Genomic DNA, 18,670 nt, shown 5'->3' with positions numbered 1-18,670 from the left:
GCGCGCCGAATGGCCGCCGCGACGCTCCAGGGACCGTACACGGGGGAGCGGTTCATCGGGGGCCGGCCTCAAGGGGCTGGAGCAGGACAGACGGTCTCAGGTCCATCACGAACGCAAGCGGGTTGACGTAGTCTTCGCCGCGGCGGACGCCCCAATGGAGGCAGGGCGGCGCCGGGCCGCAGTGGCCGGCCTGTACCTGCCCCAGGACGTCGCCCTGCACTCACGGCGGACCCCGCCGTGAGTGAACTCGCCACCGGCTCGAAACTGCTGCGCAGCCCGTTGCCGTGATCGATCGTGATGACCGGCCGGTCCACCACTGTCCCGACAAAGCTCACCGTCCCGGCGGCCGGCGAAATGACTTGGGCACCATCATGTGAGGCCTCAATATCGACGCCGCGGTGACCGCTGAGCCACGGCCTGGCCGGGGGATCGAAGGTGCGCAGAACCGCAGGCCGCGGGCTGAGCGGCCAGCTCCAGGCAGGTGCCGGGACTGGCCCTGCCCCCGGGGAGCCCCGGACGGAGGAAATTGAAACCTCAGTGGAAGTTGAAACCTGAGTGGCAGCCGAGGCCGGGGTGGCCGCGCCGACGGAATCTGCGGGGATGGGGGACAGCGCCAGGAGCAATGCGGCAAGGCCGGGGGAGATCTTCATGACCCCAGCCTGCCGCGGCGGCGAGACGGGCGGAATCTCCCACGATGCCTATGTGGAAAAGCCTCCGGTGCCGTCGGCCGGCGCCGGCGCCCGAGCCTCCAATGCCACCACGGAAGCCGCACACCCGCCCCAGTCGCATGCCGGTCCGGCCGCGGTTCAAACGCTGCGGAAGGCGCCGCGGAAGGCGCTCGCCGTCGCCCGCCAAAGCCCCGGAACTCGGCCCCGCTGCCGCGCGAAAACCGTCCTTCGGGGCGGGGGCGCTGTAGTACACTTGGTGGAGCAGTTTGCTGTGCCCTCACGCTTGTAAATCGCGATATTTCGTGATTTCTGTAGCCGGCACGCCTCATTCAGGGGTGCGGGGGAGCAGTGGCTGACTACGCGTATCCAGCCCTCCTCAAAAGAAGCCTGAAACTTCCGATGCGGAGGACTGCGCCTCCTGCGGTCCGTTCCACATGGCACGTCCATATGGCACGGATGGGAAGCGCAGTGGATGCCAGGAGCAACGCCCGCCCCGGGCGAATGCTAAACAACCGTCAACTATTGGCAGGGTAAGAGGGCCATGGGCTCTCTCATGAATGACCTGCCGGAAGGAGCGTCGGCATGCCCGTCGTAACTATGCGCCAGCTGCTTGACAGCGGCGTCCACTTTGGACACCAGACCCGCCGTTGGAACCCGAAGATGAAGCGCTTCATCTTCACGGAGCGCAACGGTATCTACATCATTGACCTGCAGCAGTCGCTGTCCTACATCGACCGTGCCTACGAGTTCGTGAAGGCCACCGTTGCACACGGCGGCACCGTTCTCTTCGTCGGCACCAAGAAGCAGGCGCAGGAATCCATCGCCGAGCAGGCCACCCGCGTTGGCCAGCCGTACGTCAACCAGCGTTGGCTCGGCGGTATGCTGACCAACTTCCAGACGGTCTCCAAGCGCATCCAGCGCATGAAGGAACTCGAAGAGATCGACTTCGACGACGTCGCCGGTTCGGCTTACACCAAGAAGGAACTGCTGCTCCTTCGCCGCGAACTCACCAAGCTGGAAACCAACCTCGGTGGTATCCGTAACCTGACCAAGGCGCCGTCCGCGCTGTGGATCGTTGACACCAAGAAGGAACACCTTGCTGTCGACGAAGCCAAGAAGCTGAACATCCCGGTTGTGGCCATCCTGGACACCAACTGCGATCCCGACGAAGTTGATTTCCCGATCCCGGGTAACGACGACGCCATCCGCTCCGTCAACCTGCTGACCCGCGTTGTCGCCGACGCCGTTGCCGAGGGCCTCATCGCCCGCAACCAGCGCGCCACCGGCACCACGGAAGCTCCGGAAGAGCCGCTGGCCGAGTGGGAGCGCGAGCTCCTCGAAGGCAACAAGGCTGAAGCTGCTGCAGCGCCCGCCGCTGAGGCTGCTCCGGCTGCTGAGGAAGCACCCGCCGCTGAAGCTGCTCCGGCTGCTGAGGAAGCACCGGCCGCCGAGGCTGCTCCGGCGGCTGTTGAAGCACCGGCCGCCGACGAAGCCAAGTAGTCACACAAGTAAATCTGGATCTCCCCACATGCGCTCAGCTGCATAGGGGGTACCGACAGGATGGCCGCTCACTCGGTGAGCAGCCGTCCTGTCGGTCCGTACACCACATAAATTTCTAGACAGAGGGGTTCACATGGCGAACTACACTGCCGCTGATATCAAGGCTCTGCGCGAGCGCACTGGCGCCGGCATGATGGATGTCAAGAAGGCTCTTGACGAAGCCAACGGTGACGCCGAGAAGGCCATCGAAATCATCCGCATCAAGGGCCTGAAGGGCGCCACCAAGCGCGAAGGCCGCTCCACCGCTGAAGGCCTGGTTGCTGCCAAGGTCGCCAACGGCGTCGGCGTGATGATCGAAGTCAACTGCGAGACCGACTTTGTGGCCAAGGCCGACAAGTTCATCCAGCTGGCCGACAAGGTCCTGGCCGTGGCTGTCGAGTCCGGCGCTGCCGACCTCGAGACCCTGCTGGCCACCGAGGTCGACGGCAAGCCGCTGTCCGAGGTTGTCATCGAAGAGGGCGCCGTTCTGGGCGAGAAGGTTGTTGTCCGCCGCATCTCCCGCATCGAGGGCGCAACGGTCGACGCTTACCTGCACAAGACCTCCAAGGATCTGCCGGCCCAGGTCGGCGTCCTGTTCGCTGTTGACGGCGAAGGCGAAGCAGCTGCCACCGCAGCCCACGACGTCGCCGTTCACATCGCCGCGATGTCCCCGAACTACCTCTCCCGCGAGGATGTTCCGGCCGAGCTCGTCGAGTCGGAGCGCCGCATCGCCGAGGAGACTGCCAAGGCTGAAGGCAAGCCCGAAGCAGCAATGACCAAGATTGTGGAAGGCCGTGTCACTGGCTTCTACAAGGGCGAGGTTCTCCTCGACCAGGCATTCGCCAAGGATGCCAAGAAGTCCGTCGCCCAGATCCTCGAAGAGGCTGGCGTCAAGGGCACCGCGTTCACGCGCTTCCGCGTCGGTTCCTAGTCAGACACGTCAGACACCAGTCAGGCAATAGTCAGACACGCTAAGGGGGTGGTCACCACGGTGGCCACCCCTTTTGCATGCACGCGCGAGGCACCGGTTCCGATCAGGGCCGGAATCCCGCCTTGGGCGCCCAGCACGATAACCTAACTCAGAGTTAACCAACGGGAAGGCACCATGGAAACCGTCACCACTTCAGCCCAGCCAAAGAAGAACAGGCGCCGCGTCCTCTTGAAGCTCTCCGGCGAGGTCTTCGGCGGCGGGAAACTTGGCGTTGACCCGGATACCGTCCGCGGCGTGGCCAAACAGATCGCCGCCGCAGTCCCCGACGTCGAGGTCGCAATCGTCGTCGGCGGAGGCAACTTCTTCCGCGGCGCCGAACTGTCCCAGAGCGGCATGGACCGTTCCCGTGCCGACTACATGGGCATGCTCGGAACCGTCATGAACTGCCTCGCGCTCCAGGATTTCCTGGAGCAGGCCGGGGTGGAAACGCGCGTGCAGAGCGCCATCACCATGGGCCAGGTCGCCGAGGCGTACATTCCCCGCCGCGCCATCCGCCACATGGAAAAGGGCCGGGTTGTCATCTTTGGCGCCGGCGCCGGCCTGCCTTACTTCTCCACGGACACCGTTGCGGCCCAGCGCGCCATGGAGGTCCACGCCGACGTCGTCCTGATGGCCAAGAGCGGCGTCGACGGCGTCTACACCGCCGACCCGAAGAAGGACCCGACGGCGGAGAAGCTGCACCGCCTCAGCTACGACGACGCCCTCCGCCGCGACATCCGCGTGATGGACCAGACCGCGATGACCATGTGCAAGGACAACAACCTCACGATGGTGGTCTTCGGCATGGAAGGCGAAGGCAACGTCACCCGCGCCATCCTGGGCGAAGACCTGGGCACCGTCGTCACCCCGTAGCAACGGCTAGGATGTTTTCAGGACCCTCCACCGCCAGGTGGAAGACGCAGGCGCCAGGCGGAAGACACAGGCGCACAAGAAGACGTGCCGCGCCCCGGCCCCCGGGACGCACCAAATTCTGAGGAGAGACCGTGATCGAAGAAACCTTGCTCGAAGCCGGGGACAAGATGGACAAGGCAGTTGAGGTAGCCAAGGAAGACTTCGCCTCGATCCGGACCGGCCGCGCGACCCCTGGCCTGTACAACAAGGTCATTGTCGAGTACTACGGCACGCCGACGCCGCTGCAGCAGCTTGCCTCCTTCGCGGTCCCGGATGCCCGCACCATCCTCATCACCCCGTACGACAAGACAGCCCTGCGCGACATCGAACGCGCCCTGAGCGACTCCGAGGTTGGCGCCAACCCCTCCAACGACGGCAACGTCATCCGGATCACCATTCCCGAGCTGACCAGCGAACGGCGCAAGGAATACGTCAAGATCGTCAAGTCCAAGGGTGAAGACGCGAAGGTGGCCATCCGCAACATTCGCCGCAAGGCCAAGGAAACGCTGGACAAGCTCGTCAAGGACGGCGACGCCGGCGAAGACGAAGGCGCACGCGGCGAGAAGGAACTCGACGCCATGACCAAGGCGCACGTGGACGGGATCGACGAGCTGCTCAAGCGCAAGGAAGCTGAGCTGCTCGAGGTCTGATGGATCAGGCAAGAGAGGCCTCCGGGCCGCGCGCCCGGCGGCGGAAGCAACGCGAAAACCCGACGCCCAAAGCTGGCCGGAACCTGCCCGCCGCCACCGGGGTGGGCGTTGGCATGCTCGTGTGCGTCCTTGGCGGCCTGCTGTTCCTCCCGCTCGGCTTCGTCCTGGTGACCGCCACCTTCGCGATCTTCGGCGTCTGGGAAATCTTCCGTGCGCTCGAGGCCGCCGGCACGCGGCTGCCGATCGTCCCGGTGATGGTCGGCACGGTCGCCATGCCGATCGCCGCCTACTTCGGCGGCCTCGAAAGCCTGCTCTTTGCCATGCTCGTCAGCAGTGTGGCGGTGCTGTTGTGGCGGACCCTGGAAGGCGCCGCCGGTTCGGCGCGGAGCATCTTCGCGGGGGTCTTTACCCTGTCCTGGGTGCCGTTCCTGATCAGCTTTGCCACGCTGCTGCTGCACACCGCCGACGGCGAGACGCCGGTGGGCCTGTGGCCTGACGGGGTGATCCCGCAGGGAGCATGGCAGATCGCGACGCTGCTGCTCCTGGTCGTGGCCAACGACACCTTCGGCTACCTCGTGGGCGCATCCCTGGGCAAGCATCCAATGGCCCCCAAGATCAGCCCCAAGAAGACCTGGGAAGGCTTCGCCGGCTCGATCGCCGGGGCCGTCGTCGTGGGCGTCCTTGCCATGGTCTTCGTGCTGGGCGAGCCGTGGTGGTTCGGCGTCGTACTCGCTGTGGGCATGGTGGCAGCCGCCACCGCCGGCGACCTCGCCGAATCGATGGTCAAGCGCGAGCTCGGCATCAAGGACATGAGCAGCATTCTCCCCGGTCATGGAGGCGTCATGGACCGCCTGGACTCGATTGTCTTCGCCTCGCCGGTGGCGTTCATCCTCTTCTCGGCCCTCGTTGGCGCCTAGAAGCACCGGACCAGCACTTCCGGCGCCTACAATGGTGCCGAGCAAACCAGCCGAACGGCATCAAAGGAACAAAGTAATAGTGGACATTCAACGGCAGATTCCTGCGTCTTTTGACCGCGTGCAGCGGAACCAGTACGGCTACAACGCCAGGCAGGTCGACGATTTCCTGCAGCGCGCTCGGGTGTCATTTGAAGCCCCGTCCTCGGCCGCCGGCGCCATCAAGAGCTCTGATGTCCGCGCCGTGTCCTTCGATCCGGTGAAGGGCGGCTACGTGGCAGCCGGCGTGGACGCCGCGCTGGACCGGCTCGAAGACGCCATGGCCCGGCGGGAGCGCGATGAATTGGTTGCCGAACGCGGCGAGGAAGCCTGGCTGCGCGAAATCGGGCGGCTCGCGGGCGTCCTGCGCGGGCGCCTGCACCGCCCGGACGGCCAGCGCTTCCGGAGCCCGACCAAGCCCAAAGCCCGCGGCTACAACACCAAAGACGTCGACGATTTGTGTCACGAGCTGATCGGCTACCTCGAGGAGGACCAGCCGCTTAGCGTGGACAACGTCCGGCGTGCCGTGTTCCGCCCCGCCGCCGGCCGGGAGGGTTACGAGGAAAGCCAGGTCGATGCGTTCCTGGAGCGCGCCGTGGAGCTCATGGCGGCCATCGACTAGCCACGCCCGACGTCGGGTCACCGTTCCGTCGCGAGCGGCCGTTCCGGAGTGTGCAGCCGGGTCATGAGGCGGGTCATGGTCCGCGGCACGCGGCCCCGCGTGGCCCGGGACACCAAGACCGTGACGGCGAACGCCGCCGGGACCGTCCAGGCGGCGGGCTGCGCCAGCCACGACGGCGTCTGGGCAGCGCCCAGCACCGAGCCGGCCACCATCGCGCTGCCGCACAGCACGCCGCCGGTCACCATGCCGATGATTGCCCCGGCGTCCGTCAGTCCCCGCCACCAGATGCCCAGCAACAGCACCGGGCAGATGGTGGACGCGGTAAAGGCAAACACGAGCCCTACGCTGCCGGCCAGCCCTACCGATCCGGTCATCGACGCGATCCCCAGCGGGACTATGGCCGAGATCAGTGCCGCCAGCCGGAAGCCCCGGACACTGCCGCCGAACACGTCCTGGCTGATCACGCCCGCCAGGGAGACCACCAGGCCGGACGTCGTCGACAGGAACGCCGCGAACGCCCCGGCCACCACGAGCGCCGTCAGGAGGTCGCCGGCCATCCCGCCGATCATCCGGCCCGGCAGCAGCAGCACCAGGGCATCAGCCTGGCCGCTCCGGGCAAGGTCGGGGGCGAACACTCGGCCGAGCATGCCGTACGCCGTCGGGAACAAGTAGAAGACCGACAGCAGGCCCAGGACAATCAGGGTGGTCCGCCGGGCGGACTGCCCGTCCGGGTTGGTGTAGAAACGGACCAGCACGTGCGGGAGCCCGAGCGTTCCAAAGAGCAGGGCCACGAGCAGCGAAATGATCTGGTACGGGCCCGCGGGGGCCAGCGCCGTCGGATTGGCTGTGCTGGAAGACGGCGACTCCGCCGCGGCGGATTCGCCGCCGCCCAGCACAAACAGCAGGAACACGATTGGCACCGCCAGCGCGGTCAGCTTGAGCCAGTACTGGAACGCCTGGACGAACGTAATGGAGCGCATCCCGCCCGCCACCACGGTGATGCAGACGACCCCGACCACCGCCACCGGGCCCACCCAGGCCGGCAGGCCCGTGGTGATCCGGATTGCCAGGGCGGCGCCGTGGAGTTGCGGGACGATGTAGAGCCAGCCGACCAGGACCACCACCAGGCTTGTGACGCGGCGGACGGAACGCGAATCGAGGCGCGCCTCGGTGAAATCCGGAATCGTGTAGGCCCCGGAGCGGCGCAAGGGAGCGGCGACGAACAGGAGCAGCATCAGGTAGCCGGCCGTGTAACCCACCGGATACCACAGCGCATCAGTGCCGGAGAGCAGGATCAGACCGGCGACACCGAGGAAACTCGCGGCGGAGAGGTACTCGCCGCCGATCGCCGAGGCATTCCACCACGGCTTGACCGTCCGGGAAGCCACGTAGAAGTCCCCGGTGGTGCGTGAGACCCGCAGCCCGTAGAAACCGATGACGGCCGTGGCGAGGGAGACGGCGGCGAACGCCGCCACCCCGACGACAGGGTTCACGTTCCGCTCACCCGGGACGTCAGCTGTCCGGTCATTTCCCTCACTTGTCGCCGGCGAGGTCCCGGTAGCGGGCCTCGTTCCTGGCGGCAGTCCGCACGTACAGCCAGGCGCTGAGGCCGATCACCGGATAGATACCGGCACCCAGCAGGACCCAGTCGAAAGGCAGGCCGGCAATCGTGGAGTCCGCCAGGCCCGGGACCAGCCCGAGCACGAGCGGGAAGGCGAGCAGGATCAGCAGGAAACCCAGGCCCACCACGAGGCCCAGCCGGAGCTGGGATCGGATGAGTGAGCGGACGAACAACTGTCCGGCGTCGGATTCCTCTGCCGCCTCGTGCGGGGCCGCCGCGGGGCGCCCGCCGGCCGGTGTGACGCTGCTCGGTGTGCCGCTGCCCGATGTGACGTTGCGGGGCGCCGTGACCCGGACCCGCGTCATGCCTGCGGCCGGATACGGCTCGCTTCGAGCTTTTCCCGGACCGCGGGCAGGAGCCGGCGGCTGATCGGCAGTTCGGCCCCGGCCACGGTGACGCTGGGCCGCGCTGCGGCAAGCTTCATGTGGCTGATGTGGCTCAGCGCGGTCAGGTAGGAGCGGTGGACGCGGAGGAATCCGGCGTCGGCCCACTGTTGCTCGAGGTCGGCCAGCGGAACCCTGATGAGGTAGCTCGCCTCCGCGGTGTGCAGCCGGGCGTAGTCGCCCTGCGCCTGGACGTACGTGACGTCTTCGCGCCGGATCATCTTGGTGGTCCCGCCCAGATCCACGGTGATCATTTCGGGCGCCGGGGCACCGTCCTTGAGCAGTTCGCTGATGCGGCCGATCGATTTCGCCAGCCGTTCGGCGCGCACGGGCTTGAGGAGGTAGTCCACGGCCGCGAGCTCGAAAGCCTCCAGCGCGCAGTCCTCGTCCGCGGTCACGAAAACCACGGCCGGAGGATGGGCGCTGCGGGAAATGACCCGGGCAATGTCCAGCCCTGACAGCGCCGGCATGTGGATGTCGAGGAAGACGGCGTCGACTTCTTCGGCCTCAAGCGCCCGCAGGGCCTCGGCACCTGAGGAGGCACGGTGGATGGCGCCGATCCGGTCATCCCTGCCGAGCAGGAAGGCCAGTTCCTCGACGGCGGGGAGCTCGTCGTCGGCGACGAGGACGTTAATCATTGGACTAGCCTACTGCCGCGCCATTCTGACCCAGGCCGTCAGGCACGTGCCGGCGGGGACAGCAAGACAGGACGGCGGGGGACCGTCCCGGGTCAGGCGTCGTGCCGGGGCTGGGACTTGGGGACGCGCATCGTGATCAGGGTACCTTCGCCCGGTGCCGTCTCGATCACGAGGCCGTTGTCGTCACCGTAAACCTGCCGCAGCCGGGCGTCGACATTGCGCAGCCCCACGTGCTCGCCGTCGCTGTGCCCGGCAAGGACGGAGCGCAGCTGGTCCGGGTCTATGCCCACGCCGTCGTCCTCGATCGTCACCTCGGCGAACGCGCCGGAGTCGTTCGCCGTGATGGAGATGTGGCCCGGTCCCTCCTTGGCCTCCAGCCCGTGCCGGACCGCGTTTTCCACCAGCGGCTGCAGGCTCAGGAAGGGGATCACGGTGCTGAGGACCTCCGGTGCGATCCGCAGGCTGACCTGCACACGGTCACCGAACCGGGCCCGTTCCAGGAGCAGGTAGCGGTCGATGCAGCGCAGCTCCTCGGCCAGGGTGGTGAAGTCGCCGTGGCGGCGGAAGGAGTAGCGGGTGAAGTCGGCGAACTCCACGACGAGCTCACGTGCCCGTACCGGATCCGTGTTGATGAAGGAGGCGATCGCGTTGAGCGAGTTGTAGATGAAGTGCGGGCTGATCTGGGCGCGGAGGGCCCGGACCTCCGCCTCCATCAAGAGGGTGCGGGAGGCGTCGAGCTCGGCGAGTTCCACCTGGGTGGCCACCCAGTCGGCCACCTCGCCGGTGGCACGGACCAGTCCGGCGCCGGCGGCCGGCGCGAAGGCGGCGACCACGCCGACCACCCGGTTGCCGGCCTTGATCGGGGCGATCACGACGGCGCGTTCCACCTCCGGTGCCAGGGTCCGGCCGCCGCCGCCTGCGGCTTGCAGTTGGAGTTCGCCCGCCGGAATCACGGCGAGGTGGCCGCCGTCGAGCACTTTGGCCGCGAGCCCCATCAGGGCAGGCTTGAGCTCCTCGCCGGCGCCGTCCCACGCGAGGACGCCGGTTGTGTCGGTGATGGCCAGGGCGTCGCAGCCCAGGAGGCTGCGCAGCTGCTTGCTGGCCTTGGCCGCGCCGGCCGGGTTCAGGCCCGTCCGCAGGTGCTGGCCGGCACGGGAGGCGGCATGCAGGGTCTTGTAGGTGGCCCGCTCCGCATCGGTGCCGAGCTCCCGGAAGGAACGGAGGACCTTGAGCCCCACGGCGACGACGGCCGCGATCGCCAGGGCAATCACCGCGACTGCGGCGGCGGTGAGCAGGGGAGAGTCCGGCATGGTGCCAGCCTACCGTCGGGGGCGGTACGGGCTCCTCTCGGTTGATGGGGCGCCGTTGGGCGCAGCATGAGGACCGCTGGGCGACGCAGGTGGCGTGGGTTCTGGAACGCACGGCGTGTCACGGTACACAGTGATTGGAGTCACATTGGCTTTGAGGGGTGTATGCGGTGTCCCGCGAGACCACGGCAGCCGGTGTGGGCTCACCAGTCTCAATGAGGAGGAACCGATGGGTCACGACGCCCAAGAAACGGACGCAGCGGCGGCCGTGGACTTCAAGGAAGTCCAATCGACGGAGCAGTTCAAGGAACTGCGCAAACGTCACCGCAGCTTTGTTTTCCCGCTATCCATTGCATTCCTGCTCTGGTACTTCGCCTACGTCCTGCTGGCCGACTACGCGGTGGACTTCATGTCCACGAAGGTCTGGGGCAACATCAACATCGGCCTGATCCTGGGCCTGCTGCAGTTCGTCTCCACGTTCGCCATCACCGGCTGGTACGTCAGCTACGCGAACCGCAAGCTCGACCCCATTGCCGCCGAAATCCGCCAGGAAATCGAAGGCCACGAATTCGACCAGCACGGCAACCCGGTAGGGGGTACAACAAAATGACACTCATGGTCCCCGCGGTCAATGTCGCCGACCTCAAAGACACCACCCTGCTGAACATGGGCATCTTCGCCCTCTTCGTCGCGATCACCATGGTGATAGTGATCAAGGCCAGCCGCAACAACAAGACGGCGGCCGACTACTACGCGGCCGGGCGCTCCTTTTCGGGCCCGCAGAACGGCACGGCCATCGCAGGTGACTACCTCTCCGCGGCATCCTTCCTTGGCATCACCGGCGCCATCGCCATCAACGGCTACGACGGCTTCATGTACTCCATCGGCTTCCTCGTGGCCTGGCTCGTGGCCCTGCTGCTGGTCGCCGAACTGCTGCGCAACACCGGCAAGTTCACCATGGCCGATGTCCTCTCCTTCCGGCTCAAGCAGCGCCCCGTGCGCATCGCGGCCGCCATCTCCACGCTGGCCGTCTGCTTCTTCTACCTGCTGGCGCAGATGGCCGGTGCCGGCAGCCTTATCTCCCTGCTCTTGGGCATCAGCGACTGGGGCGGACAAGCCCTGGTGATCATCGTCGTCGGCGCCCTCATGATCATGTATGTGCTGATCGGCGGCATGAAGGGCACCACCTGGGTCCAGATCATCAAGGCCATGCTCCTGATTGCCGGCGCCGCCGTCATGACGTTCTGGGTCCTCGCGATTTACGGTTTCAACCTCTCCGACCTGCTCGGCGGCGCAGTGGAAACCTCAAAGAACCCGAACATTCTCAACCCGGGACTGCAGTACGGCAAGACCGAGACTTCCAAGATCGACTTCCTGTCCCTCGGCCTGGCCCTCGTGCTCGGCACCGCAGCCCTGCCGCACGTGCTCATGCGCTTCTACACGGTGCCGACAGCCAAGGAAGCCCGCAAGTCGGTCGTGTGGTCCATCTGGCTCATCGGCATCTTCTACCTGTTCACCCTGGTCCTGGGATACGGCGCGGCCGCACTGGTGGGTGCTGACACCATCAAGGCTGCCCCAGGCGGGGTCAACTCGGCCGCGCCGTTGCTCGCGTTCCACCTGGGCGGACCGTTGTTGCTCGGCTTCATCTCCGCGGTGGCCTTCGCCACGATCCTGGCGGTCGTCGCCGGCCTCACCATTACCGCGGCGGCATCCTTCGCGCACGACATCTACGCCAGCGTGATCGCCAAGGGGAAGGCCGACGCCGACACCGAGGTCAAGGTCGCCCGCCGCACCGTCGTGGTGATCGGCCTGCTGGCCATCGTGGGCGGCATCTTCGCCAACGGACAGAATGTCGCGTTCCTCGTGGCGCTTGCCTTCGCCGTGGCGGCCTCCGCCAATCTTCCGACCATCCTCTACTCGCTGTTCTGGCGCCGGTTCACCACCCAGGGTGCCTTGTGGAGCATGTACGGCGGTTTGTCCGCGGCCATCATCCTGATTGCGCTCTCCCCGGTGGTATCGGGAACCAAGACGTCGATGATCCCGGGCGCCAACTTCGCGGTCTTCCCGCTGAGCAATCCGGGCATCGTCTCCATCCCGCTCGCGTTCTTCCTCGGCTGGCTCGGAACCGTCCTGGACAAGCGGAAGGAAGATGTCACGAAGCAGGCCGAAATGGAAGTCCGTTCCCTGACCGGTGTGGGTGCCGAAAAGGCCACCAACCACTAGGACCGGCATACCAACGCAGGAGCTCCCGTGCAGCAGCACGGGAGCTCCTGCCGTTGGATGGGCGCCGTCCGCGAGAGAGTATTCCGAGGTCAGCCCTGCGGCCGCAGCCGGATTTTCACCATCTTCAGCTCGTCGCGACCCTCGAAACGGTAGACCAGGTCTACGCTCTTGGTGTCGCAGTCGATGGCACCGGCGACGTCGGCCGTGTTGGCGCCGTTGTCGGAGCTGACGTTGAGGCTGGAAAAGTTTGGTTTACAGCTGCCGTCCAGCTCCAGGCTCTGCACCCCGGCGGCGAACTCCTCCCGGGAAAGCTTCTCCATGAGGGCCGGATCCAGGTACTTCTCATAGGCGCCATTGACGTCGCCGGCGATGATCAGCTTGGTGAACTCGTCCGCGAGGCCCCGGGCCTGGTTGGTGGCCCCACCCACCACGTTAAGGAGGATGACGACGCCGGCCGCTACCAGCAGCAGGACCCCGCCGACGATCCCGAGGACGATCCACAAGGCCTTGCGGCTCTTTTTGGGGGGAGGTTGCCCGGGGTCGCCGTAGTACGGCGGCGCGCCGTTCGCGGGCGGCGGGTAGCCGGGCGGCGGGTAGTTGGGTGGCGCGCCGTTGCCGGGCGGCCCGGGCGGGGCGGAATAGTACGGAACGGGCGGCTGACCCGGCGCCGAGTGGCCTGCTGCAGGCTCATGTCCGGGCTGCGGCGGTACCGGGCGGTGCGGTTCCTCGGGACTGCTCACGGTTCAAGCCTCTCCGGCAGTCCAGACAGCCACTGCCTGTGCGCAGGGCCGCGTGCGCGGACCCAGGGACTCAGGGGGACCCAACGGACACAGCCTAGCGCCGCGGCCGCTCACGGCACAGATGCGGAGCAGATCAGTTGTCGGCGGATCCACGTTCCAGCAGGGGCTGAATCCGGAACGGGATCAGCTCACCCATCGCCAGGGCGGTATCGGTCCGGTCGACGCCGTCGCAGGCCAGGATCTTGCCGTTGATCCGGAACAGGTCCTCGGCGTCGAGCGCCACCACCCGCAGGAGCAGATCGGCCGAGCCCGTCAGGCCGTAGCCCTCCAGGATTTCCGGAATCCCGGCGAGTTCCAGAGCCAGGGCGCCGAGTTTCTGTTGCTGGACGTGGACGGAGATGAAGGCCATCAGCGGGTACCCCAAGGACGCCGGATTGATGCGTCGCTCGAAGGAGAGGAACACATGCTTTTTCTCCAGCTGGGCCATCCTGGCCTGCACCGTATTGCGCGAGAGTCCCAGCTTCTGGGCGAGGGCCACCACGGTCCTCCGGGGGTCCCGGGCCATGGCCGAAAGCAGGCGGGTGTCAGTGCCATCCAAAGGTTGCATAATGCGCAAGATTAGCACGGTTCGGGTACGCCAAACAGTGCATAATGCTCAACATTTTTACGGGCGGTTGTACCCGATGAGCATTGTGAGTAGGGTCACAATTATCCGGGGCAACGGCGCCCGGGCGGCTGGCGCGCCGCGGGATCACGAGTCCTGCGAGTTCCGGTCAGACGACGTCAGAAGGTGCGGACAACAGTGTTTACCGACGACGCGGGCAAGGGCGGCATTTCCGCCGGGGGCCCCGGGAACAGTGAAAATTCAATGAGGCGGACGGGCGGCGATCTCGTCCAGCTCATCACTCCGGCGGGTGAGCGCATCAGCCATCCGGAGTTCGATTCCTGGCTCAAGGACGTCAGCGACGAGCAGCTTTGCTCGCTCTACGAGGACATGGTGGTCATTCGCCGGATCGATGCCGAAGCGACTGCCCTCCAGCGGCAGGGCGAACTGGCACTCTGGCCGCCGCTGCTCGGCCAGGAAGCATCCCAGATCGGCTCGGCCCGCGCACTGCGCGACGATGATTTTGTTTTCCCCAGCTACCGCGACAACGGCGTCGCCTACTGCCGCGGAGTAAAGGTGGAGGACCTCGTCCGCGCCTGGCGGGGCAACGCCTCCGCCGGCTGGGACCCGTTCACCGTCAACGTTGCCACCCAGCAGATCATCATCGGTGCGCAGAGCCTGCACGCCACCGGCTACGCCATGGGCATCCAGAACGACGGCGCCGACTGCGTCGCCGTGGCCTACTTCGGCGACGGCGCCACGAGCGAAGGCGACGTCAACGAAGCCATGGTCTTCGCCGCGAGCTTCCAGGCGCCGGTTGTCTTCATCTGCCAGAACAACCACTGGGCCATCTCGGAGCCCGTCCGGCTGCAGTCCCACATCCAGCTGGCGGACCGGGCCTCAGGCTTCGGCATCCCCAGCATGCGGGTCGATGGAAACGATGTCCTGGCCGTCATGGCGGCTACCCGCATCGCCCTGGACCGCGCCCGGCGCGGCGGCGGACCCACCTTTATCGAGGCCGTGACCTACCGGATGGGCCCGCACACGACGGCGGACGACCCCACCCGCTACCGGGATGCCAACGAGCTCGAGGACTGGGCCGCGAAGGACCCGATCAGCCGGATGAAAGCGCTGCTGGACTGCAAGGGACTGCTGACCGCGGACCTTGAAGACGCCGTCGCTGCGAAAGCCGACGCCGTGGCCAAGGAACTCCGGGCCGGCACCATCAACATGCCCGAGCCGCAGCCGCTGGATATCTTCAAGCACGTCTACAGCACGCCCAACTCCTGGCTGGACCGCCAGCAGGACCACTACTCCCGCTACCTGGCTTCCTTCGGCGATCCCGCAGAAGCCGCTTCTGAAGAAGGTGCACGCTGATGACGCAGATGACCTTTGCCCGAGCCATCAATTCGGGCCTGCGCAAGTCTCTCGAAAACGATCCCAAAGTGGTCCTGATGGGGGAGGACATCGGCGCCCTCGGCGGCGTCTTCCGAGTCACCGACGGGCTGCAGAAAGACTTTGGGAAGCACCGCGTCGTGGACACCCCGCTCGCCGAATCGGGCATCATGGGCACCGCCGTCGGCCTGGCGTACCGCGGTTACCGCCCGGTGGTGGAGATCCAGTTCGACGGGTTCATCTACCCGGCGTTCGACCAGATCGTCAGCCAGGTCGCCAAGATGCACTACCGCACCCAGGGCGCGGTCAAGATGCCCATCACCATCCGCGTCCCGTTCGGCGGCGGCATCGGCTCCCCGGAACACCACTCGGAATCGCCCGAGGCCTACTTCACCCACACCTCCGGGCTGCGCGTCATCAGCGTGTCCAACCCCCAGGACGCCTACACCATGATCCAGCAGGCCATCGCCTCCGATGATCCCGTCCTGTACTTCGAGCCCAAGCGGCGTTACCACGACAAGGGCGAGGTGGACGAGACCGCCGACCTGAGCACTGCGCTGTCCATGGAAAAGGCCCGCGTGGTCACCGAGGGCAACGACGTCACCCTCGTGGCCTACGGTCCGCTGGTCAAGACTGCCCGCGACGCCGCACTGGCGGCCGCGGATGAAGGCGTCTCGGTCGAGGTCATCGACCTCCGCTCGCTGGCACCGCTGGACTTCGCCACCCTTGAGGCCTCTGTCCGCAAGACCGGCCGGCTGGTCATCACCCACGAGGCCGGCCAGTCCGGCGGCCTCGGCGCCGAAGTTGCCGCGAGCATCACCGAGCGCTGCTTCTACTACCTCGAAGCCGCCCCCGTCCGCGTGACCGGCTTCGACGTTCCGTACCCGTACTCCAAGCTGGAAATGCATCACCTGCCGGGCCTCGACAGGATTCTCGACGGCGTCGACCGTGCCCTGGGCCGCCCCAACTCCCTCAGCGGGCTGGAAGGATGAGCGCCACAATGATCAAGGAATTCAGGCTGCCGGACCTCGGCGAAGGACTGACCGAATCGGAAATCGTCGCCTGGAAGGTCGCGGTGGGGGACACCGTCACCCTCAACCAGATCATCGCCGAGGTGGAGACGGCCAAGGCCGTCGTCGAGTTGCCCTCGCCGTTCGCCGGCGTGGTCGCGGCCTTGCACGAACAACCCGGCACCGTCGTCGAGGTCGGCAAGCCGATCGTCTCCTTCGAGATTGAGGACGACGGCGCCGGCGGTTCCGCGCCTGACGCGGCAGCCGGCAAGCGTGAGCCGAACCTCGTGGGCTACGGCGCCGTCCTCGAAGCCTCCGGCCGGCCCGCCCGCCGCACCCGCACGTTCGCGGCCCCGGCGGCGGCTTCCGTCGCTGCCGAGCCGGTGCCGGTTGCGCCGGTCCGCGCTGCTGAGCCGGTTGAATCCATGCAGGTTGAATCCAAGCCGGTTGAATCCAAGCCGGTTGAATCCAAGCCGGCCGCATCCGTGCCGGGGGAGCGTCCGCGGTCCACGCCGCCGGTGCGCAAGCTGGCCAAGGATCTCGGTGTTGACCTCGTGGCCGTGACCGGCACGGGGGAACACGGGCTCATCACCCGAGACGATGTCCGGAACTTCGTCGGCGGCGGGGACCTGCCCGCAGCCGCCCAGGAGCTCGCCGGCGCCCCAGCGCAGGCCACCGGGCTTGTCCAGGCCCGTGGCGAGCGGGAGACCCGCACCCCGATCAAGGGCGTGCGGAAGTTCACGGCTGCCGCCATGGTGGCCAGTGCCTTCACCGCACCGCACGTCACGGAGTTCCTGACCATCGACGTCACGCCCACGATGGAGCTGCTGGCCCGGCTCAAGGCCAGCCGCGCCTTCGCCGGGTACAAGCTGACGCCGCTGACGCTGGTGTCCAAGGCCGTGCTGATCGCGCTGCGCAACCACCCGACGCTCAACGCCCGGTGGGACGAGGCCAACCAGGAGATCGTGCAGTTCAACTACGTGAACCTGGGCATCGCGGCCGCGACCCCGCGGGGGCTGACGGTTCCGAACATCAAGGACGCGGACCGGATGTCCCTCATGGAACTCTCCTCCGCCCTGACGGAACTGACGGACACGGCCCGGGCCGGAAAGACCGGCCCCGAGGCACTCTCCGGCGGCACGATCTCCATCACGAACATCGGCGTCTTCGGCATTGACGCCGGCACGCCGATCCTGAACCCGGGCGAGGCAGCCATCCTGGCCCTCGGCGCGGTCCGGAAGATGCCGTGGGAGTACCAGGACGAGGTTGCCCTGCGCCAGGTCATGACGCTCAGCCTCTCGTTCGACCACCGTTTGGTCGACGGCGAACAGGGCTCGCGATTCCTCCAGGACCTCGGCGCCATGCTGGCCGATCCGGGCATGGTCCTCGCGATGGTCTAAGCACGCCCAGCTCACAACTGCCGGCTGCCCTTCCCGCAAAGGAGGGGTGGCCGGCAGAGTTGTTGTGCGCAGTGTTTTGTGGGCGGGGTGGTTTCCGTCCGGGGGCACTTTGAGGGCAATCTTCGACGGCGGGGCCCCGGTTCACGGCGTGTCCGCGCCAAAGTGCCCCCGGAATGCGCCGTGGGTGGAGACGTGCGGGAGTTGCTTAGTCGAGCGGCTCGGGCGCGGCCGGAGCCATGAGCGCGGCCAGCGCCATGCTCTCCAGCAGCGGCCTGGCGCGGCGGACGCCGATCCGGCGCCCGTGGCTGCGCACCGAGTGCGGGGTCGAGTTGATCAGGCCGAAGGTGGCATGTGCCCGCATCCGCAGTTCGGCGGCCTCCGTGCCCTCGTGCAGCCCGGCCAGCACGTCCACCCAGAGTTCAACGTAGTTGCGCTGGAGCGTGCGGACCTCGGCCTGGTCCTCGCCGGCCAGGTTGCTGAAGTCCTGGTCCTGGACCCGGATGACGTCCAGATTGCTCAGGGCAAAGTCGACGTGGAAAGCCACGAGCCCGCCCAAGGCGGCCAGGGCGCCCTCGGAATCTGCCACCACCTTGCGGCCGCCGTCGAGCAGGTCCTTGCTGACACTGAGCAGCAGCGCGCCGAGGACGGCCTGCTTGCCGGCGAAGTGGCGGTAGACCGCCGGCCCGCTGACACCGGCCGCGGCCCCCAGATCCTCCAGGGACACGCGGTTGAAGCCCTCGAGGGCGAAGAGCGCAGCGGCGGCGGACAAGAGAGCCTGCCGTCTGTTCGCCTTGGCCTGGCTGCGCTGTGTAGAAGGGGCCGGGGTAGAGGGGGCCGGGGTGGAGGCGGCCGGGGTGGAGGCGGCCTGGACTGGCGGAAGCTGGGCGGTCTGGCTGGGCTCGGTCACCGGCGCATCCCCTCGTTGCGAATGATCCCTGTGTTGGACATCACAGTTAATAGAGACTAACCTAAATCTCAGTTATGCGGTACTAACCGAAATAGCCGGGCGGCTTGAGTTGCCGGTCCGGCACGCAG

At 66.9% G+C, this 18,670-nt stretch carries 18 protein-coding genes and 1 pseudogene; 11 read left to right on the top strand and 8 right to left on the bottom strand.

Annotation, left to right across the window (positions count from 1 at the left end; translation table 11 throughout):
• Window positions 1-52: 52 nt before the first annotated feature.
• Window positions 53-650, bottom strand: a pseudogene (locus BLS42_RS03515) (M23 family metallopeptidase).
• Between the two features lie 600 nt (window positions 651-1,250).
• Between BLS42_RS03515 and rpsB the strand changes: the two are divergent.
• The 6 genes from rpsB (at window position 1,251) to BLS42_RS03485 (ending at window position 6,314) form a co-directional block, all read left to right on the top strand.
• Window positions 1,251-2,168 (top strand): 30S ribosomal protein S2, encoded by a 918-nt coding sequence (rpsB, locus tag BLS42_RS03510; protein WP_090576527.1) that lies wholly within the window; start codon window positions 1,251-1,253, stop codon window positions 2,166-2,168.
• A 133-nt stretch (window positions 2,169-2,301) separates the two neighbouring features.
• Window positions 2,302-3,138: a translation elongation factor Ts gene (gene tsf / locus BLS42_RS03505; RefSeq protein ID WP_090576525.1), complete on the top strand. Its 837-nt coding sequence runs from the start codon at window positions 2,302-2,304 to the stop codon at window positions 3,136-3,138.
• A 174-nt stretch (window positions 3,139-3,312) separates the two neighbouring features.
• Complete coding sequence (pyrH, locus tag BLS42_RS03500) at window positions 3,313-4,050, top strand: UMP kinase (protein WP_090576522.1); 738 nt, start codon at window positions 3,313-3,315, stop codon at window positions 4,048-4,050.
• A gap of 131 nt (window positions 4,051-4,181) precedes the next feature.
• The gene (gene frr / locus BLS42_RS03495; RefSeq protein ID WP_090576518.1) at window positions 4,182-4,739 is read left to right on the top strand and encodes a ribosome recycling factor; all 558 of its coding nucleotides are present in this window, start codon (window positions 4,182-4,184) and stop codon (window positions 4,737-4,739) included.
• Window positions 4,739-5,656, top strand: a complete 918-nt coding sequence (locus tag BLS42_RS03490; protein ID WP_090576514.1) for a phosphatidate cytidylyltransferase — start codon at window positions 4,739-4,741, stop codon at window positions 5,654-5,656. The genes frr and BLS42_RS03490 overlap by 1 nt, the downstream gene beginning before the upstream one ends.
• Window positions 5,657-5,687: 31 nt before the next feature.
• Complete coding sequence (locus BLS42_RS03485) at window positions 5,688-6,314, top strand: DivIVA domain-containing protein (protein ID WP_090576510.1); 627 nt, start codon at window positions 5,688-5,690, stop codon at window positions 6,312-6,314.
• Between the two features lie 17 nt (window positions 6,315-6,331).
• Here the strand turns inward: BLS42_RS03485 and BLS42_RS03480 are convergent, their stop codons facing one another.
• The 4 genes from BLS42_RS03480 to BLS42_RS03465 form a co-directional block, all read right to left on the bottom strand.
• Window positions 6,332-7,807 carry a sodium/solute symporter gene (locus tag BLS42_RS03480; protein WP_090576506.1) on the bottom strand — a complete coding sequence of 492 codons (1,476 nt, stop codon included), beginning with the start codon at window positions 7,805-7,807 and terminating at the stop codon, window positions 6,332-6,334.
• A 40-nt stretch (window positions 7,808-7,847) separates the two neighbouring features.
• Window positions 7,848-8,240, bottom strand: coding sequence for a DUF485 domain-containing protein (locus BLS42_RS03475; RefSeq protein ID WP_090576503.1), 393 nt, complete (start codon window positions 8,238-8,240; stop codon window positions 7,848-7,850).
• Window positions 8,237-8,956 carry a LytR/AlgR family response regulator transcription factor gene (locus tag BLS42_RS03470; RefSeq protein ID WP_090576500.1) on the bottom strand — a complete coding sequence of 240 codons (720 nt, stop codon included), beginning with the start codon at window positions 8,954-8,956 and terminating at the stop codon, window positions 8,237-8,239. Before BLS42_RS03470 ends, BLS42_RS03475 begins: the two co-directional genes overlap by 4 nt.
• Before the next feature lie 92 nt (window positions 8,957-9,048).
• Window positions 9,049-10,266: a sensor histidine kinase gene (locus BLS42_RS03465; protein ID WP_090576497.1), complete on the bottom strand. Its 1,218-nt coding sequence runs from the start codon at window positions 10,264-10,266 to the stop codon at window positions 9,049-9,051.
• A 226-nt stretch (window positions 10,267-10,492) separates the two neighbouring features.
• Here BLS42_RS03465 and BLS42_RS03460 point away from each other — a divergent pair, with 226 nt between their 5' ends.
• Window positions 10,493-10,873: a DUF485 domain-containing protein gene (locus tag BLS42_RS03460; RefSeq protein ID WP_090576494.1), complete on the top strand. Its 381-nt coding sequence runs from the start codon at window positions 10,493-10,495 to the stop codon at window positions 10,871-10,873.
• Window positions 10,870-12,486 carry a solute symporter family protein gene (locus tag BLS42_RS03455; RefSeq protein WP_090576490.1) on the top strand — a complete coding sequence of 539 codons (1,617 nt, stop codon included), beginning with the start codon at window positions 10,870-10,872 and terminating at the stop codon, window positions 12,484-12,486. The genes BLS42_RS03460 and BLS42_RS03455 overlap by 4 nt, the downstream gene beginning before the upstream one ends.
• 89 nt (window positions 12,487-12,575) lie before the next feature.
• Here the strand turns inward: BLS42_RS03455 and BLS42_RS20480 are convergent, their stop codons facing one another.
• The gene (locus BLS42_RS20480; RefSeq protein WP_256336218.1) at window positions 12,576-13,226 is read right to left on the bottom strand and encodes a hypothetical protein; all 651 of its coding nucleotides are present in this window, start codon (window positions 13,224-13,226) and stop codon (window positions 12,576-12,578) included.
• A 133-nt stretch (window positions 13,227-13,359) separates the two neighbouring features.
• Window positions 13,360-13,833: an Lrp/AsnC family transcriptional regulator gene (locus BLS42_RS03445; protein WP_090576487.1), complete on the bottom strand. Its 474-nt coding sequence runs from the start codon at window positions 13,831-13,833 to the stop codon at window positions 13,360-13,362.
• 195 nt (window positions 13,834-14,028) lie between these two features.
• On the opposite strand from BLS42_RS03445, the gene pdhA reads away from it, so the two are divergent.
• From pdhA to BLS42_RS03430, 3 genes are read left to right on the top strand one after another with little or no spacing between them, the layout of a single operon-like run.
• Window positions 14,029-15,207 carry a pyruvate dehydrogenase (acetyl-transferring) E1 component subunit alpha gene (pdhA, locus tag BLS42_RS03440; protein ID WP_090576484.1) on the top strand — a complete coding sequence of 393 codons (1,179 nt, stop codon included), beginning with the start codon at window positions 14,029-14,031 and terminating at the stop codon, window positions 15,205-15,207.
• The gene (locus BLS42_RS03435; protein WP_090576480.1) at window positions 15,207-16,217 is read left to right on the top strand and encodes an alpha-ketoacid dehydrogenase subunit beta; all 1,011 of its coding nucleotides are present in this window, start codon (window positions 15,207-15,209) and stop codon (window positions 16,215-16,217) included. Before pdhA ends, BLS42_RS03435 begins: the two co-directional genes overlap by 1 nt.
• Window positions 16,214-17,635: a dihydrolipoamide acetyltransferase family protein gene (locus tag BLS42_RS03430; RefSeq protein WP_090576477.1), complete on the top strand. Its 1,422-nt coding sequence runs from the start codon at window positions 16,214-16,216 to the stop codon at window positions 17,633-17,635. The genes BLS42_RS03435 and BLS42_RS03430 overlap by 4 nt, the downstream gene beginning before the upstream one ends.
• Window positions 17,636-17,840: 205 nt before the next feature.
• On the opposite strand, the gene BLS42_RS03425 is transcribed toward BLS42_RS03430, so the two are convergent.
• On the bottom strand, window positions 17,841-18,542 hold the full coding sequence (locus tag BLS42_RS03425) for an SACE_7040 family transcriptional regulator (RefSeq protein ID WP_090576473.1): 702 nt from the start codon (window positions 18,540-18,542) through the stop codon (window positions 17,841-17,843).
• Window positions 18,543-18,670 lie beyond the last annotated feature (128 nt).

The sequence above is a fragment of the Arthrobacter sp. ov407 genome (assembly GCF_900102895.1).
Lineage (GTDB): Bacteria > Actinomycetota > Actinomycetes > Actinomycetales > Micrococcaceae > Arthrobacter.
Note: the sequence above shows the minus strand (reverse complement) of the source record. Positions and strands in the feature narration are given on the sequence as shown.